This is a genomic window from Roseovarius salinarum, assembly GCF_002834145.1.
GTDB lineage: Bacteria > Pseudomonadota > Alphaproteobacteria > Rhodobacterales > Rhodobacteraceae > Roseovarius > Roseovarius salinarum.
Window position 1 is genome coordinate 43074 of sequence record NZ_PHNT01000005.1, and the last position, 15524, is coordinate 58597.

Consider the following 15524-nt stretch of genomic DNA (forward strand, 5'->3'; position numbering starts at 1 on the left):
CGGTCCGGGCGCAGCGCCTGTGCCCGGCCCGGTTTCCGTCCGCCATTGCCATTCCGGCACACGCACGGCGGCCATTCAGTCGCCCCCGGTTCCGTGCGCCCCATGCTCGCGTTCCAGCCTGAGACGGTGCTGCTGGCAGATCGGCGGCTCCCCCGCGTTCGGTTCGGCCGGCCGGTCACGGCAGGTAATCGAGCGGAACTGATTGCAGGCCTCCGCGGTGCATGCGATGCGCCCGGTCCAGTACACCGTCGGCCCGCGGCATTCCGGCGGCACGGGGTCGGTGTTCCACTCGTACCCAAACAACGTGCAACGCTTCACGACGTTCGCGGCGGGCTGGGCAACCATGTGCGCGAGTCCCTGGGCGCGGCAGAAGGCCGCTGCCGCGCAGAGCCCGCTGGTGTCTGCCACGGCCATGCCGCGGAACCGCACGCCATGGAACGTCTTGATGCCGTCCCCGGTCTCGACAGATGAGAACCGCCATCCCGCCGCCCCGGTATCGTCCTCCGCCTGCGGGGGGACGCGCGCGCGCATCGCGGCGATCTCGGCGTCGACGCGGGCCTGTTCCTCGCGCACGCGCGCGGCTTCGTAATCGAGTTGCTTGACGATCAGGCCGCTGAGTTGGTGGATCACGTTGGATTTGCGAAAAAGCCGTTCGATCGTCGCGTCGGGTTCGTCGTCAGGGGCCTTCCACCACGGCTTGGCCGAGCGCGGCGGCGGCGCATCGTCGTCGAAGGCGTCAAGGGGCGCGCGGATCAGCGCGTCGAGGTCTGCGGTCATCCGGCGCAGCCTGGCGCTGCGGCGCATGGCCCGGTCGTGCAACGCCAGCGGGTCGATTTTTTCGTGACGGACCTGCCAGACCTCGCCGCCGAACTCGATGTCGGCATAGACCTGCCAGGCCGCATCGAGCGAGGCCATCAACAGGTCGTCGGCCGAGGGGATGTCCTGGTTGGCCGCCTCCAGCGCCGTGCGCATCAGCACCTTGAGCGAGTTGTTGCGGATGTTCCGGCCCGCGCGTTCGTGCAACGCGGCATAGGCCGTGCGCCCCTGTCGGATCGCCCGGTCCACCCGGTCGAGCGCGGCGGCCTGCGCCTCCAGCCGGGCGAGCGCCGCCGACGGATCCGCCGAGGCCGCGCCCCCCCACAGCAACACGGTGCAGAGGACTGCGAGAATGCGGCTCATTGCATTGCCTCCCTTGCACGCATGATCGGCACCTGCGCCAGCCCGATCACCTGCGCGCGCGGCGCCCCGGTCGCCCGTACCAGTACACCGCCCGACTGACGCAGCACTTCGTAACTGCCCGCACCTGCCGACGCGATCGCCTTGCGCCCGTGAACATCCCGCCGGATCTTGGCGCCAAGACGGCCAGCAGCGGACTCGAACAGCGCGGCGACGCGCTGCTCCGAACCCATGTAGACCTGCACGGCCACGCCGGGCGGGGCTTCATCCGGATCCGGTTCCGCGGGCGCATAGACGGCGTATGCCGTGCGCAGCCCGTCCGACCGCGGCGCGCTGAGCACCGCCTCGGGCAGCGTGCCGTCCAGCCACCACCCGGCGGGCAGATCGGCCCGGTTCGGCAGCAGGCCGCCGGGCGTGGAGGGATCGGCATCCGCCCGGGCACCGGGGGTGTCGGGACCCGACTTGCCGACGGTGACGAGCGGCGCCTGCCCGTCGTCGGGATCGGACGCCGCGCGGCTCTGCGTGCCGGATTCGGGTACGGCCAACAAAGGGGCCTGCGTTTCATCGCCCCGCGGTCCCTGCTCCGGCGCCGCCCGTGCGGCATCTGGCGCGGGCTGACGGAAAAGCACCACGGGCGTGGACCATGCGGCGTTGTCCGAGCGCATCTGTCCGCTGAGCATCGTGCGGTCGGCGTTGAAGGAAAGCGCGCCCGAGCCGTTCCGCCAACCGTAGGTGTTGCCGTCCTCCACGGTATAATCGAAACGGATCGTGTCGCCCTCGCGCGTGCCCTTGCCCTGCCACGGCCGCCACGCGCCTTGATAGAAAGTCTGTGCCGCGATGCTGACCTGACGGCCCGAGATGGTGATCGCGGCCTCGAGATCCCAGTCGCGCCCCTCCAGCCCGCGGGTGCGCCAGTGCGTGGTCTCGACGGTGTCGGCCTCCATGGCCCTCGCCTGAGCGAGGCAATCCTCGAATGCCTTACGGGCCAGCAGCATCCGCCGGCGGTGGCCGGCGTCGCGGCCGCTGGCATGCCACGCGCGCACCGCATCGGCGTATGTCCCTTTTTGCTTGCCGCAGGCGTCTTCGGTGGTGGCCGCCGCCCCGGTTTTCCCGATTTTCCGACCGTCGATGTAGATGTCGGCATTGGCCGGCACATCCAGGTCGATCGAAAGCACCTGCCCTTTCACGCGGTACCCGTCGTTGCCGTCGCGGACGAATCCGCGAACCTCGCCATCCGACACCTTGTCGTAATCGTCGATGGTCACGCCGAAGCCGTCCAACCGGCCCTCGATTTTCTCGATGTGGCCGGCGTAGCGAAGCGTGTAGTGTGTCTCGCCCGGCAGATGCGCGCTGCCGATGACCACCCGGTGCTCCGGCGCATCCGGCACAGACGATGACGCGACGGGCGGGTCGACCTCGATCAGGGTATCAGCCGGTCCGGCGAGGCGGAAACTGCGCAGCACGGCCTCGGCCTCGGCACGCCGGCGCGGCACCATTTCCGCCGGTGTCATCCACCAAAGGACGAAGGCGGTGTTGCCGGAGGCGGTATAGAATGCCTGCATCCGCGCCGGGAAGCGCCGCCCGTCGGCCGCCCAGGTGCCGCCGTAGCCCACGCGCAGCCCCTCCAGTCCGGCAAGGCTGTCCGCCCCGGTATACAGCACCTGCCCTCCGTCAAAGCTGTCGGCCAGCAACTGCGGCTCGACCGCGTGGCGCAGTTGCACCGGGGTGACCGGCCGGTCGCCCGGCACGGCCACGACCGACACGGCCAGCATGTCGTCCGGGCTGAGCCCGACGATGGAATGAAACCCTGTCTCGTCATGCCGGCTGACCTGCCAGCTTTCAGGAAAATCGACACGATACCCCGTCGTTGCGTCGCCATGGGTATGCGCGGCCCGGCCCGGCGGGGTGCCAGCGGACAGCATGACGGTGACAAGGGCGCAAAGCGCCGCCACTGCGCCGAAAAGACGTGGTAGGACGGAACAGCACATGGCACAAGGCTAGGCCAGAGCGCGCGCCCGGTCCTTGCCTTGGATCAAGGCGGCGCCCCGGACCCGCCGCCACGCCGCCGGCCGTGTTCAGAAGTCGAATATCTCCTCGAGGAAACCGCCCCGCTTCTTTTTCTTCTTGTACCCGCGATCGTCGTGATCCTCACGACCACCCCGCGGGGCCTCGGCCTGTGGCGCCGAGCGTTCGATGATCTTGTCGAGTTCGCCACGGTCGAGCCACACGCCCCGGCATTTGGGGCAATAGTCGATCTCGACGCCGGCGCGGTCGCTCATCACCAGTTCGGTCCCGTCGATGGGGCACTGCATTGGGGCACTCCTTTCGTTCGATCCAGTCCTTCGGGATTTGGGGCGGCACGGCCGCCCCTGCAAGCCCTGTGTCACTGGCCGGTGACGGTCAGCCCCAGCACGCGCCAGCTCTGCATGCCACCGCGGTAGTAGTGGATCTTGTCAGCCGGGAACCCGGCGGCGATCATGCGGCGGATGGCCGACGGCGACTGCCCGCACCACAACCCGTTGCAGAACAACGCCACAGGCTTGGCTTCGGTACAGTCGAAGCCGTCGAAATCGATCACGCAGCCGAGTTCATCCAGCCGGTCGGGGGCTTCGAGGTAGGGGATGTTGATCGCACCGGGAATCGAGCCGCCGGCGAACCAGTCGCGCGTGCGGCTGTCGACGACGATCGCCTCGGGATCCTGGAGCATCTCGATCAGTTCCAACTCGCCGATGGTGGTAACGCCCTCCGCCGGCGTCATCGGCTGGATGCAGAACGGCGGACAGGGCCGCGAGGTGCGCGCCCATTCGCCCGTGACGTGGTTGTCGTTATCCTGGATCCGGCCGATCTCCACCGGGCCGTCTTCGGTCTCGACCGTGACGGTGGGCGTGTCGGGGCGGATGTTGACCGGTTCCTGCGCGTGCCCGGGCAGCGCGGTGATGACAGCCGCGGCCAAGGCGGCGATGAAAAGACGCATGGGTTCTCCTCCCTTCGGATTTCGCGGATCAGCGCAACACGTGCACCGCACAGCTGGCATGGCGCACGACCTGCGCCGCGGTGCTGCCCAGCAGCAGGTCCTGCATTCCGGGGCGGTGGCTGGCGATGACGATGCAGTCGACGTTATGCTCCTGGGCCCAGTCGAGGATCGTGCGCCCCGAATGCCCCTCGACCAGCACGCCCTGCGCGTTGGGCAACGGCTCTGCCATGTCCGAAAGCTCGGCCTCGATCGCCTGACGGCTCTCGGCCAGGTATTCGGGCGGCATGTAGGAGATGGCGTATCCCGGGATCTCCTCCATCACGTGGATCAGGGTAATGTGCCCCTTCTCGCCGGCAAGCGTGCGGGCGACCTCGATCGCGCCCGCAGAGTCGCGGTCTTCGTCGAAGGAAATCGGAACGAGAATATTCTGGTACATCGGCCAGCTCCTGCTGTGGTTTGTCGGGAGATGATGACAGGCGCCCCGGACGGGGGCATTGATACAGGTCAGTCGAAGGTCGCCGCCACGTCATACATGACCGGCGCGAAGCTCTTGCAAAGTTCGTTGATCCGCCGGTTGCGCTGGCGCATCTCGTCGCTGCGCAGCATCGCGAGGTAATCCTCGCGCCGCTCCCACTGCGAGTAGTTGGCGATCCGCGTCTGCGCATCGTTGACGTGAAGCCCCGCGGCAATGAACCCCGGCTGCCTGGAGATGAACTCCTCGTAAGCCTTCGTCAGTTCCTCAAGCAGGTCCTGACAGGTGCCCGGCGTCATCTCGAACGTGGTGATGACAGTCTGGCGGTCGGTCGTCTTCTTGATCTCGGGCATGGCGCACCTCCTTCGTCACCGCCAGCCTAGCACCTTGATCGTCCCGGGCAAATCCCGACGGAATTAACCGCTGCTTTACCCTTTTCCGCCACGGTTAAGGCGGAGGTAACCCATGCCGCGCACCCTTGTCGCCACCGTGATCATGTTTCTGGCGGGCCACGCCGCCGCCGGCCCCTGGCCCCGCGAGGAGGGGGCGTTCTTCACCGCCCTCGCCGGCCGGTTGGCCGTCGACGGTCCGGGCGCGGGCGAGGACAGCTACACGACGCTATACGGGGAATACGGGCTGACGCAACGCACCACGCTCGGCGTGGACCTCGGATACGGCAGCACGAACACGCACAAGGCCGTGGGGTTCCTGCGCCTGCCGTTTGAACGCACGCCGGCGGACACCCGGATGGCCTATCAGCTCGGCGTCGGGCAGATCGACGACCATGCCGTGGTGCGGCCCGGTTTCTCGGCCGGGCGCGGCATTTCACTGGGCGATCGCGCAGGCTGGCTGACCGTCGAGACGCTGGGCGAGGTTTCGCTCGAGACGGGGGCGATCGACCTGAAGGCCGATTTCACCGTCGGCCTGAACACAGGCACCCGCACGAAAATGGTCGTGCAGATGCAGACGGGGCGGGATGACGGCGGGTCGGGCTATGCCCGGCTGGCGCCATCCGTCCTGTTCGAGCAGCGCCCCGGCCGCCACATCGAGGTGGGCGTGACAACGGGGATCGAGGGCGACGATTCGGTCGCCCTCAAGCTTGGAACCTGGCATTCGTTCTGAAGACGCGCGCGGGCGGTCAGAACACGTCGTCGATCCGGATGGTGACGATCGCGGTCCCCTTCACGGGCCTTTCCCACTGGAGCTTGACCCGGTCACGGTCCGGCCCCTGCTTGGTTTCGTAGTAGGGCGCGCCGAAATGGATGTCGTTGTTGTCGTCGCGCAGCGGACCGGCGGGAATCGCGGCCTCCACCGTCTGCGTCCAGCCGTCGAAGGGCAGCTTGTTCGCACAGTCGATGACCCATGTCTTGGCGGTGTCGTTCTGCGAGTACTTCAACACCAGCGGGTTCGCGACGGGGTTTTCGATCAGGTTGAAACTGTTGTTGTGGAACGCGATGTTGGCCACCCGGTTGTAATCGAGATCGGCAAAACTGGTGTCCACGCCATCCACGCGGTCGATCTTGTCCCCGATCACCCGGAACGAATTGCCGGTGACCTGCACGCCATCAAGGAAATGCCCCGCGCCGTGCGGCTTCACGACGATGTACTTGAACCAGGGGGCCACGTGGCCGGCAAGGAAGATGTTGTCGGTCACGCTCAGCCCGCTGAAGGAGAACTCAGACGAGAACCCGGGCGCCTGATCGTGCTCGTTCGTCCACTCGATGAAACAGTTGTCGATGTAGTTGTTGCCGATCGTCGCCCGCGCGTTCGTCCGCGCGATCACCAGACCGGCCGTGCGCACGCCGTTGGGTTCGCCGTCGCCTTGGAAGAAGTGGTTGCCCGAGATGATCGGGCTGGATCCGGAGATCACGGCGAAGTGGCGGAAGCGCACGACCCGGTTGTCACGCAGCTTGATGTCCTTGGCGTTGGCGTTCAGCGCGATCGAGGTGCGCGCCGTGGCCTCGGCCTGGTTCTCGTCGGACAGGAACTGGCAGCGATCCACCAGCAGCCCCTGGTCGCCGCTGCCGTGGCTGGCCACACCGCGGTCCTTGGGTTTGGTGACGAAACAGTCGCGCAGGTGGAACCCGATGCCGGCCGTGGGCAGGAGGATACCGCTGCACCGTCCCCCGCACTGGAATTCCATGTTCGAGACCGCGAACTTGCTGAGTTTCTCGAACCCGCTGAAATCCAGCATGAACTTGAAGCGGCGGAACGTATAGGTCTGCGTGCCGGCGGCATCGTAAAGCGGCACGCTCAGCGTGAGTTCCTGCGCGGCCACGTTGCGCGCCTTGACGTAGACCTCGCGGCCCACGCCGTTGCCCTCCACCAGCGCGCCGACCGGCACGTTGGCCACGTTCGGCACGTTGGACAGCGTGAGGGGATCGGTCGGCGAATAGCTCGCCTGTGACGTCACCACCTCGGTGTCCCACGCCGCGCCGGGGTTGACCGAGATCTGGCCGTTGGTCAGGTGCCGGCGCTGCGCGTAGGTGGTGCGGTTGGCCACGGCCGCCTGCATGTCGATGGGTTCGTTGATGGTGATCATGCGGCCACGGAAATCCAGCGACTCATGATCGGCATTGCTCAGCAGCGCCTGGAACGCCTTCCTGAACGCCAGTTCCTCGTCGCCGAAGGCGTCGATGTAGGCCGGCAGGTGATAGTTCCTCGTCAGGGTCAGGATCTTGTCGTCGGGCATGGTCACGGTGCCCTCGAACCGCGTCGGCGCCTGCATCGTCACGCTGTCGGCAAGGTGATAGCTGCCCGGCGGCACGACGACCGAACCGCCCTGCGCGGCGGCGTCGGCGGCCTCGAAGGCGGCGGTATCGTCCGTCACGCCGTCACCGAGGGCACCGTAGTCGCGCACGTCGACCCAGTCCATCATCTCGCGCAGGAAGACGTGGGTGACATCCTCGATGATCAGGTCGTCGACGCGGACCGTGCCGCCGTTCAATCCCGTCAGATCCAGCCCGAAATGACCGTATTGCGCTGCCGGCCCCCAGACCATGTCGACGCCGGCGCGCTGGCCGGTGCCCACGATGGCCGAGACCTCGACCACCCGGCCGTATGTATCGAGCGTGGTCGAGGGGCCGACCTCGGTCACGTCCTCCACGTGCACGCCCCCGGCACCGCCGGCCCAGGCGGCGATCCGCACCGCGGGCATGTTGCCACTAACGGCCTTCACGCGGGCGCGCACGCGCAGGTAGCACCCCGGCAGAAGCGGTGTTTCGCCCATGTAGCGCAGCCGCTGCACCGCGTCGGTCTTGACCAGTTCCAGCGCGCCGCCGAAATCCTGGTCGGCAGGCACGATGGCGGCGTTGGCCGCGTTTTCGTAGGTGTCCGAGCCGGGCGTGCCGTTGCCGCTCGACCAGACGTCGAGGCCGTCCGCGAAGGCCGGGGGCATGAAGATCACGCCATCGGTAATCGCCTTGTTCATCCAGTTCCCTTTCCGCATCCGGCCTTCGCCGCGCGCATGTGTCGCCGGCGGGCGCGGATGCCACGAGTTTCGCCAGCCCGGGGCACCCCGGACGGCGCAAGGCAATAGATGAATGAGCATTAACCGGTGCTGAGGGCACCGTGACGGTGGTGGCCCGCACCGAAGCGGTCAGACCATGCCCGCCGGCGGCCGCTCAACCCGCACAGCGTTGATCTTCCATCCGTTTTCCGTCTCGACCATCTGGTAACGCAGCACGAAGGGCGTTCCCTCCGAATCGCGCACCAGGACCTTTTGCCAGAAACGCCCGCCGACGGTCTCGGCGCCGAGGAACTGCACGTCCTCGGGACGCCAGACCATCGGGTACCCGCTGCGCACCATGGCGCCGAAGCGTTCCGGCGTACCGAAACGCGAGCGTATCGTCGGGCTGGCGTAGGTGAAGGCCTCCTTCAGATCGCTGTCCAGAAAGGCGTCGATCTGTTGCGAGATCACCGACCGGATGGCGCTTTCGTCGGCGTGGGCCGGCATCGCCAGCCCGGCAAGAAGCACGATTGAACGCAGAACATGTCGCATGGCGAACCCTCCATCATTAGAGAGGTAGCCCGCGGGCGCGACCTTTCAAAGGCGCCTTTCCCTATTGATCCTGCAATGTCTCGAGATAAGCCACCAGATCCGCGACTGGAACGCTGGTCATGATCGGTTGGCCGCTGGCCGTCTTCAGCGATGTATCCTCGCCCTCGAAGAAATCGCCGTAGACGGGCATCGGGCTGCCGTGCGCGACAAGCGGATCGCGCCCGTCGATGCGCCGCACGACGCGCGACAGCGGGAATTCGCCGCCGTTCTGCGCCGAAAGCGCGGTCAGATCGGTTGGTGAAACCATCAGGACGGCGGACATGGGGCCTTCGCCCGTGCCCTCGATGCCGTGGCAGGCGGCGCAGAATTCCTCGTACAGCGCCTGACCTTCGGTTGCATCCTGCGCCGCGGCCCCGCCGGCAACGAGGCCGGCCATGACCGCCGCGGCCCCCAGAAATCTCTGCATCGTCGTTCTCCTTGTTCCCTGTCGCCCGGTCGCCCGGGCGCGTCTTCCGGTGACCGCACGCCGCGCGATCAGCCATCCTGAATCGTCTCCAGATAATTCACGAGGTCAACGAGCGCGCGCGGCGTCGGCACCATGGTGCCGTCCGCATCGCGCCACTGCACCGTTTCGCCTGCCAGAAGAGGACCGAACTCCGGCATGACCTGCCCCTGGTAACGGCCGGGATAGCCGTGGATCTGCGCCATGACGCGCGCGTGGGGAAAGGTGCCCCCGTTGTCGGCGGACAACCCGGTCAGATCAGCAACGGGCACGGGCAGTTGCGCGGCGTAGGGCCCGTCGCCGGTGCCATCGCGCCCGTGGCATGCCACGCAGTAGTTCTGGTAGGACACCGCCCCACGCGAGACGCTTGCGGCCGGATCAAGATCAACCGCGCGGTCGGGCTCGGGGGCACCAAGGCAACCGGCAAGCGCCACCAGCGGGAGAGCGAGAAACACGATTGCAGGTTTTGACGGCATGGGCTGTTCCCTCGTGGTGGCTACCTTCATCCAAAAGCCGGGCCCGGCACGGCGCATTGATCTGGATCACGTCGCCCCTGCCAGCGCGCGAACACGGCTCCACAGGCCGTCGTCCAGTGTCACCGGGTTGTCCTCGCGCTTGTCCTGCCCCGGCATCCGCGCGCCTTCGTCCTGTCCAACGGCCGCCGCGACCCGCGCCACCCGGTCGTGAAAGGCGTCCGGGTCGTCGGGATCCATCAGGAGGTAGAACTGGCCAAGGTCGTGCGGCGCACCCCGCGGCGCCTTGAGGGGCTGCACGTCGCGGCTGATGACGCTGCCGGTCATCCCCGCGGCCAGAAGCTCGGCCATCAAACCGAATCCCCACCCCTTGTAACCGCCCATGCTGACCAGCGACCCGCCCAGCGCGGCCTCCGGGTCGGTGGTGGGGTAGCCGTCGGCGTCCACGGCCCAGCCCTCGGGGATGCGCTCGCCCGCGTCGCGGGCCATGGTGATCTTGCCCAGCGCGACGGTGGTGGTGGACTGGTCGAACTGCATCGCCACCCCGCCCTGCCCGTCGGGCACGGAAAAGGCGATGGGGTTGGTGCCGATGACCCGCGTCTTGCCGCCCGGGGGCGCGACAATGGGCGAGGCGTTCGTCATGCCCATCCCGATCAGCCCGGCGCGCGCGATCTGCTCGGTGAAGAACCCCACCGACGTGCAGGTGTGCGCATGCCCGACGGCGAGGCTGGCCACGCCGTTCTCGCGGGCGGCAGCGGTGGCCACCGGCAAGCCGCGGGCAAAGGCGGGCTGTGCGAAGCCGAAACCCGCGTCGACATGCACGGCGCCGGGGCGCGGCCGGGTGACCTCGGGTTCCGCGTCACCCTTCACCCGGCCGGTTTCCAGCTGCGTGCAATAGCTCTCCAGATAATAAAGGCCGCAGATACGGTTGCCCACCGCCTCGGCCTTGCGTACGGCGCGCGCGACCTCGGCGGCCACCCAGCCGGCGGCGCCGTGCCGGATCAGCGCGCGCGCCGTCACGGCCTCGATGTCGTCGAGTTCAACCTGGGCCATGGCGTTCCCCTCGCGTGATTGCAGCGGCGATGTTCGACGCCTTTTGCGGCCAGGTCAATGCATGACGCGAGGCGTGCGGGGCGCCCCGCGCCAAAGGTCAGGCGGCCCGCACCAACGTCCGCAAGCGGCTGTCGAACTCGCCCCGGTCGACGTAACAGCCGTGCAGGTAACGCGCCCCGGTGGAGGGATCGAACACGTCGCGGCCATGCAGAACACGGCGGTTGTCGAAGACCGCCATCTCGCCCGCCTCCAGTTTCAGGGTCAGCTGGTAAGCGGGGTCCCGCGTCTTGGCCATGAAGGCCCGGTAGGCGCGATAATAGGCGTCAAGCACGTCAGCGCCCATGTCGAAGACACCCGCCAGATGCGCGTTGTAGCAGATCTCGTTCACCGCGCCGTCGCCATCCAGCGTGATCACGTACTGGCGGCGGCGGATGTCGCAGCCCTCGTCGTGGAACCGGAAGGGGATGGAGACCGTGCTGAGCAGGGTGAAGGCGTCCGGATCCTCCGCGCGAAGGTCCTCGGCCATCGCCAGGCCGTCCGCGAAGACAGAGCCGCCGCCCTCGGCCTCGTTGACGAGGCAATGCAGGAACTGCCAGCCCGGCGGCATCTCCTGGTTGGCCAGGTCCGTGTGCAGCGGCAAGGCATCGGCGGTATAGGCCAGGTTGTTCGGGTTGGGCTTCGACCGGACCTCGAAGGTCTTGCCGAAGTTCGTCTCGCGCAGGAAACCGACGCGGCGGGCCACGTCCATCCCGGCCTCGGGGCTGTCGGCCAGTCGCTCCACGATGGACACCCCCCAGGCGCGCGCGGCCCGCAGCCAATCGGCCAGCACCGCGTCATCGTCCATCACCGCGTCGGCCGACACGCGCGGGATCGCCGCCGCGCCGACGTCGGCGCGCCAGACCTCGGGCGGCACCTGCGCCGGATCATCCGCGGCCGCGCCGGGACGGTGCGCCCGCAGCCAGTCGGTCTCGAACCGGCTCGCGTGGCCGTCCTGCCATTCGACGATCAGGGCGTCCGCCTCGATCCGGGAGGTTTCTGGCACAACGTCGAGTGGCACGCTCATCAGGTCGAACGTGCGTTCCCGGGTGTCGGGGTGAAAGCCGCCGGGACAGTTGTCGCGCAGCCAGATGTAGGGAAAATCGCCCCGAGTGCCGTCAGGCCAGCACAGGGAAATCATGCGCGCCTCGGCGCGGTCGGTGAGTTCCATGGTCCATGATCCGTGATTGTTTTCGGAATATCAGCGTGTTGCAGGCCGGCCCGCGTGCGGCGGCGGCCACCAGTCGTGGATCTTGGCATGCGGCGCGCCCGGCGCGCGCCCGACAACCGGACACATGGCCTGATTCCCTTTTCCCGGTCACCGTCAGGGAACCGCAATTCGTTGCGCGGCGCAAACCCTCAGTCCGCTGTCAGCCCACCGGCATCGAGGCGCAGCACGCGGTCCATCCGCTCGGTCAAGGCGGGATTGTGCGTCGCGACCAGCGCCGCCAGCCCGGTGCCCCGCACAAGGTCGACCAGCGTTTCGAACACCGTCTCGGACGTCGCCGGGTCGAGGTTGCCGGTGGGTTCGTCGGCCAGCAGCAACCGCGGTTCGTTCGCCAGCGCCCGGCAGAAGGCCACGCGCTGCTGTTCGCCGCCCGACAAGGCAGACGGGCGATGATCGGCCCGCGCGCCCACGCCGACCCGGGCCAGCAGGTCGTAGGCCCGCGTTTCGGCCTCTCCGCGCGGCACTCCGTTGGCCAGCTGCGGCAGCAGGACGTTCTCGAGCGCGTTGAACTCGGGCAGAAGGTGGTGGAACTGGTAGATGAAGCCCACGTCGCGGCGCCGGGCAATCGTGCGGCGGCGGTCCGACAGGCCGGTCATGTCCGTGCCCGCGATCTCGACGGTGCCCGCGTCAGGCGTGTCCAGCAACCCCGCGATGTGCAGCAGGGTGGACTTGCCAGCGCCCGAAGGCGCCACGAGCGCGACCATCTCGCCCGCGTTCAGGGCCAGGTCGGCACCGGTAAGCACCCGAACCTCGTTCACGGCATCCCGATTGTAGACCTTCTCGATGCCGGCAAGCCGGAGCATGACCTCACTCATAGCGCAGCGCCTCGACCGGGTTCATGCGCGCCGCGCGACGGGCGGGAAAGATGGTGACGATGAAGGACAGCCCCAGCGACAATGCCACCGCCGACAGCACGTCGGCCAGCTGAAGTTTCGCCGGCAGGTGATAGATGCCGCGGATGGCCGGATCCCAGACCTGCCCGCCCATCAACCAGTTCACCGTGGCGAACACGGGGTCGATGTAGATCGCGAAAAGACACCCCAGCACCACCCCGGCCGCGGTGCCGATCAGCCCGGTGAAGGCCCCGCAAATGAAGAAGACGCGCAGAACGGAACCTTCCGTCAACCCGACGGTGCGCAGGATGCCGATATCCCCGCCCTTGTTCTTGACGAGCATGATGAGGCCCGAGGTGATGTTCATCGCGGCAATCAGGACGAGGATCGACAGGATGACGAACATCACGTTGTCCTCGACATCCAGCGCGCGCAGGAACCCGCCCGACGCGTCGCGCCACGTCCAGACCTGTGCGGCCTCGCCGGCCGCGCGCAGCAGGTCGAGCGTGATGTCCTCGACCTTTTCCGGCTGCTCGATCATGACCTCCAGCTCGTCGGCGCGGCCCTCGCGGTTGAAATAGCCCTGCGCCTCGGCGAACGGCATGTAAACGCGCGTTCGGTCGATGTCGTAGCGTCCGGCGGTGAAGATGTAGGCAACCTCGTAGGCCTTAACCCGCGGCGTGGTGCCGAAGGCCGTCTTGACGCCCCCGGGCGAGATGATGCGAATCCTGTCGCCCACACCGACGTTGAGCTGCTGCGCCACGCCCGAGCCGATGGCGATGCGGGTGCCGCCGAAATCCCCGATGGCGCCGCGCGCGTCCTCGGGGTTCGCGATGCGCGGGATGGTGCGCAGGTCCTCGGGCTTGATGCCGAAAACCTCGATACCGGCATTGCGGCTGCGGGCGTTGGCCATGACCTGCCCCTTGACCAGCGGCGCAACCCGCGTGACACCCGGCACGTCCCGGACGCGCTCGGCCATGGACTCGTAGTCGCGCAGGGTGCGGTCGATCCGGCCGGTCTGCTGGTCCACGTGGCCGGCGCTGTAGATCGTCACATGCGCATTCGCGCCGAGGATCGTGTCCACGAACTCCGCCCGGAAGCCCGAGCGCACCGCGAGCGTGGCGATGAGCGCGAAGACCGCCAGCGTGATGCCCACCAGGCTGATCCAGGTCATCACGCTCACGCCGCCCTCGGCCCGCTTGGCCCGCAGGTAGCGCCAGGCGATCATCCATTCGAAAGGGGCGAAGGGGGCCGGCGTATTGGCCACGTGTTGACCTCGCAAATCCGCGTCGCGCGGACAGTGGCGACAATCCCCCCGATGGTCAAGCTCGGGCTGCGGCGTCAAATCGCTGTCGAAAGCCTTCAAAATGGGCTATCGCTTGCACGAAGGCGATGTGCGCGGTGACCCCGCGAGCACCATGAGAGGACCCGATGCCGGCCGGATTGCTGTTTTTTGCATATCTTGCAATCGTCCTCGCCCCGCTCGGCGCGGCCTGGGCACAGGGCCTTGCACCACGCACGCCGTGGGACGAGCTGGCCAGCGGCCTCGGACTCCTGGCGCTGGCGATGATCCTGGTGGAGTTCCTGCAACTGGGCCGTTTCCGTGCCGTCACCGCACGCGTCGGCAGCGACGTGATCATGCGCAGTCACCAACTGCTGGCCCGGGCGGCGCTGGTCTTCGCCGTGCTGCATCCCTTTTTCTACGTCTCGCCCCGCGACGCGGCGCCGGCCTGGGACGCGAGCCGCCAGACGGTGGTGGACTACAGCTGGGAAGGGCTCTGGCCGGGCATCGCGGCCTGGCTGCTTCTGGGCGGGGTGGTCGCCATGGCGATCGGGCGCGACGTTTGCGGCGTCCGGTATCAGCACTGGCGGCTGCTGCACGGGCTCGGCGCGGCGGTGCTCGCGGGGGTCGGCGTGCTGCACGCGCTGCGCGCGGGCCGATACAGCGCGGATCCCGTCCTCGGCTGGATGTGGGTCGCGATGCTTGCGATCGCCCTTGGCGCGCTGCTGTGGGTCTATGTCGCGGCGCCGCTGCTGCGCAGCCGCCGGCCCTGGCGGGTCGCGGACGTGACCCGCGTGGCCGAGCGCACTTGGTCGGTCACGCTCGCACCGCAGTTCAAGGGTCCGTTCCGCTATCGTGCGGGCCAGTTCGCCTGGCTCAACATCGGCCACAGCGTCTTTTCCCTCGACGAGAACCCTTTCTCCATCGCCTCTGCCCCGTCGGCGGGCAATCGGCTCGAATTCCTGATCAAGGAGCTGGGCGATTCCACGGCGCAGATCGGCAATGTGGCCAACGGCACCCGCGCCTGGGTCGAGGGGCCGCACGGCCATCTGACACTGGGCGGCCGCGACGATGCACGGGGCATCGCGCTCATCGCCGGCGGGGTCGGGGTGGCACCGCTTCTTGGCATTCTGCGCGAGCTTGCGGCCACGGAGGATCCGCGGCCGACCGTCCTGATCTACGGCAACCGCCACGCCGGCCAGATCGCGTACGCCGACGAACTCGAGACGCTCTCACAGCACCACGGCACCGAAGTCGTCCATGTGCTCAGCGAGCCACCCGCCGACTGGACCGGACCCACTGGCATGATCGACGCCGCGTTGCTGCGCGCCCATTTCGACCGGCCCGAGCGGCACGGCTGGCTCTACGTTCTGTGCGGACCGCCGCCCATGCTGCGCAACGTCGAGGACAGCCTGATCGCACTGGGGGTGCCGGCCGCCAACATTCTTTCGGAGCAGTTCGTCTATTATTGAGCCCCTCCAAAGGCTGTCGTCCC

The 15524-nt window shown here is 67.9% G+C and carries 16 protein-coding genes; 2 read left to right on the forward strand and 14 right to left on the reverse strand.

The genetic code is table 11. The features are described 5' to 3' along the window. Positions 1 to 75: 75 nt before the first annotated feature. The 6 genes from CEF10_RS06635 to CEF10_RS06660 all read right to left on the reverse strand — a co-directional run bounded on the left by CEF10_RS06635 (position 76) and on the right by CEF10_RS06660 (position 4975). Positions 76 to 1179: a hypothetical protein gene (locus tag CEF10_RS06635; protein WP_101067344.1), complete on the reverse strand. Its 1104-nt coding sequence runs from the start codon at positions 1177 to 1179 to the stop codon at positions 76 to 78. Continuing rightward, positions 1176 to 3098 carry a hypothetical protein gene (locus CEF10_RS06640; RefSeq protein WP_101067345.1) on the reverse strand — a complete coding sequence of 641 codons (1923 nt, stop codon included), beginning with the start codon at positions 3096 to 3098 and terminating at the stop codon, positions 1176 to 1178. The genes CEF10_RS06635 and CEF10_RS06640 overlap by 4 nt, the downstream gene beginning before the upstream one ends. 153 nt (positions 3099 to 3251) lie before the next feature. Further along, positions 3252 to 3488 carry a TFIIB-type zinc ribbon-containing protein gene (locus CEF10_RS06645; RefSeq protein ID WP_101067346.1) on the reverse strand — a complete coding sequence of 79 codons (237 nt, stop codon included), beginning with the start codon at positions 3486 to 3488 and terminating at the stop codon, positions 3252 to 3254. A gap of 71 nt (positions 3489 to 3559) precedes the next feature. Further along, positions 3560 to 4150: a rhodanese-like domain-containing protein gene (locus CEF10_RS06650; RefSeq protein WP_101067347.1), complete on the reverse strand. Its 591-nt coding sequence runs from the start codon at positions 4148 to 4150 to the stop codon at positions 3560 to 3562. 28 nt (positions 4151 to 4178) lie between these two features. Beyond that, positions 4179 to 4586, reverse strand: coding sequence for a universal stress protein (locus tag CEF10_RS06655; protein ID WP_101067348.1), 408 nt, complete (start codon positions 4584 to 4586; stop codon positions 4179 to 4181). Positions 4587 to 4654: 68 nt separating this feature from the next. Then, on the reverse strand, positions 4655 to 4975 hold the full coding sequence (locus CEF10_RS06660) for an antibiotic biosynthesis monooxygenase family protein (RefSeq protein ID WP_101067349.1): 321 nt from the start codon (positions 4973 to 4975) through the stop codon (positions 4655 to 4657). A gap of 112 nt (positions 4976 to 5087) precedes the next feature. Here CEF10_RS06660 and CEF10_RS06665 point away from each other — a divergent pair, with 112 nt between their 5' ends. Then, positions 5088 to 5744 (forward strand): hypothetical protein, encoded by a 657-nt coding sequence (locus CEF10_RS06665; protein WP_101067350.1) that lies wholly within the window; start codon positions 5088 to 5090, stop codon positions 5742 to 5744. A gap of 16 nt (positions 5745 to 5760) precedes the next feature. Here CEF10_RS06665 and CEF10_RS06670 read toward each other — a convergent pair whose 3' ends face one another. The 8 genes from CEF10_RS06670 to CEF10_RS06705 all read right to left on the reverse strand — a co-directional run bounded on the left by CEF10_RS06670 (position 5761) and on the right by CEF10_RS06705 (position 14014). Next, complete coding sequence (locus CEF10_RS06670; RefSeq protein WP_101067351.1) at positions 5761 to 8052, reverse strand: glycosyl hydrolase family 28-related protein; 2292 nt, start codon at positions 8050 to 8052, stop codon at positions 5761 to 5763. 168 nt (positions 8053 to 8220) lie between these two features. Beyond that, a complete protein-coding gene (locus CEF10_RS06675) occupies positions 8221 to 8622 on the reverse strand; it encodes a DUF4864 domain-containing protein (RefSeq protein ID WP_101067352.1) in 402 nt (133 codons plus the stop codon). 61 nt (positions 8623 to 8683) lie between these two features. Then, positions 8684 to 9088, reverse strand: a complete 405-nt coding sequence (locus CEF10_RS06680; protein WP_101067353.1) for a c-type cytochrome — start codon at positions 9086 to 9088, stop codon at positions 8684 to 8686. A gap of 68 nt (positions 9089 to 9156) precedes the next feature. After that, positions 9157 to 9579 (reverse strand): c-type cytochrome, encoded by a 423-nt coding sequence (locus tag CEF10_RS06685; protein WP_232796426.1) that lies wholly within the window; start codon positions 9577 to 9579, stop codon positions 9157 to 9159. Positions 9580 to 9666: 87 nt separating this feature from the next. Continuing rightward, positions 9667 to 10650 (reverse strand): Ldh family oxidoreductase, encoded by a 984-nt coding sequence (locus tag CEF10_RS06690; RefSeq protein WP_101067355.1) that lies wholly within the window; start codon positions 10648 to 10650, stop codon positions 9667 to 9669. Between the two features lie 97 nt (positions 10651 to 10747). Further along, entirely contained in the window at positions 10748 to 11857 is a 1110-nt protein-coding gene (locus CEF10_RS06695) for a TauD/TfdA family dioxygenase (RefSeq protein ID WP_101067356.1), read from the reverse strand. A gap of 188 nt (positions 11858 to 12045) precedes the next feature. Next, positions 12046 to 12729, reverse strand: coding sequence for an ABC transporter ATP-binding protein (locus CEF10_RS06700; RefSeq protein ID WP_101067357.1), 684 nt, complete (start codon positions 12727 to 12729; stop codon positions 12046 to 12048). Continuing rightward, positions 12722 to 14014, reverse strand: coding sequence for a lipoprotein-releasing ABC transporter permease subunit (locus tag CEF10_RS06705; protein WP_101067358.1), 1293 nt, complete (start codon positions 14012 to 14014; stop codon positions 12722 to 12724). The genes CEF10_RS06700 and CEF10_RS06705 overlap by 8 nt, the downstream gene beginning before the upstream one ends. A gap of 176 nt (positions 14015 to 14190) precedes the next feature. Here CEF10_RS06705 and CEF10_RS06710 point away from each other — a divergent pair, with 176 nt between their 5' ends. Further along, a complete protein-coding gene (locus CEF10_RS06710; protein WP_198586156.1) occupies positions 14191 to 15501 on the forward strand; it encodes a ferredoxin reductase family protein in 1311 nt (436 codons plus the stop codon). Positions 15502 to 15524: the final 23 nt, after the last annotated feature.

Excerpts from the sequence above, each read along its gene's own strand:
- CEF10_RS06635 (WP_101067344.1), bottom strand. The coding sequence starts at position 1,179 with ATGAGCCGCATTCTCGCAGTCCTCTGCACCGTGTTGCTGTGGGGGGGC.
- CEF10_RS06665 (WP_101067350.1), top strand. The coding sequence starts at position 5,088 with ATGCCGCGCACCCTTGTCGCCACCGTGATCATGTTTCTGGCGGGCCAC.
- CEF10_RS06675 (WP_101067352.1), bottom strand. The coding sequence starts at position 8,622 with ATGCGACATGTTCTGCGTTCAATCGTGCTTCTTGCCGGGCTGGCGATG.
- CEF10_RS06655 (WP_101067348.1), bottom strand. The coding sequence starts at position 4,586 with ATGTACCAGAATATTCTCGTTCCGATTTCCTTCGACGAAGACCGCGAC.
- CEF10_RS06690 (WP_101067355.1), bottom strand. The coding sequence starts at position 10,650 with ATGGCCCAGGTTGAACTCGACGACATCGAGGCCGTGACGGCGCGCGCG.
- CEF10_RS06695 (WP_101067356.1), bottom strand. The coding sequence starts at position 11,857 with ATGGAACTCACCGACCGCGCCGAGGCGCGCATGATTTCCCTGTGCTGG.
- CEF10_RS06700 (WP_101067357.1), bottom strand. The coding sequence starts at position 12,729 with ATGAGTGAGGTCATGCTCCGGCTTGCCGGCATCGAGAAGGTCTACAAT.
- CEF10_RS06680 (WP_101067353.1), bottom strand. The coding sequence starts at position 9,088 with ATGCAGAGATTTCTGGGGGCCGCGGCGGTCATGGCCGGCCTCGTTGCC.
- CEF10_RS06660 (WP_101067349.1), bottom strand. The coding sequence starts at position 4,975 with ATGCCCGAGATCAAGAAGACGACCGACCGCCAGACTGTCATCACCACG.
- CEF10_RS06650 (WP_101067347.1), bottom strand. The coding sequence starts at position 4,150 with ATGCGTCTTTTCATCGCCGCCTTGGCCGCGGCTGTCATCACCGCGCTG.
- CEF10_RS06670 (WP_101067351.1), bottom strand. The coding sequence starts at position 8,052 with ATGAACAAGGCGATTACCGATGGCGTGATCTTCATGCCCCCGGCCTTC.
- CEF10_RS06640 (WP_101067345.1), bottom strand. The coding sequence starts at position 3,098 with ATGCTGTCCGCTGGCACCCCGCCGGGCCGGGCCGCGCATACCCATGGC.
- CEF10_RS06645 (WP_101067346.1), bottom strand. The coding sequence starts at position 3,488 with ATGCAGTGCCCCATCGACGGGACCGAACTGGTGATGAGCGACCGCGCC.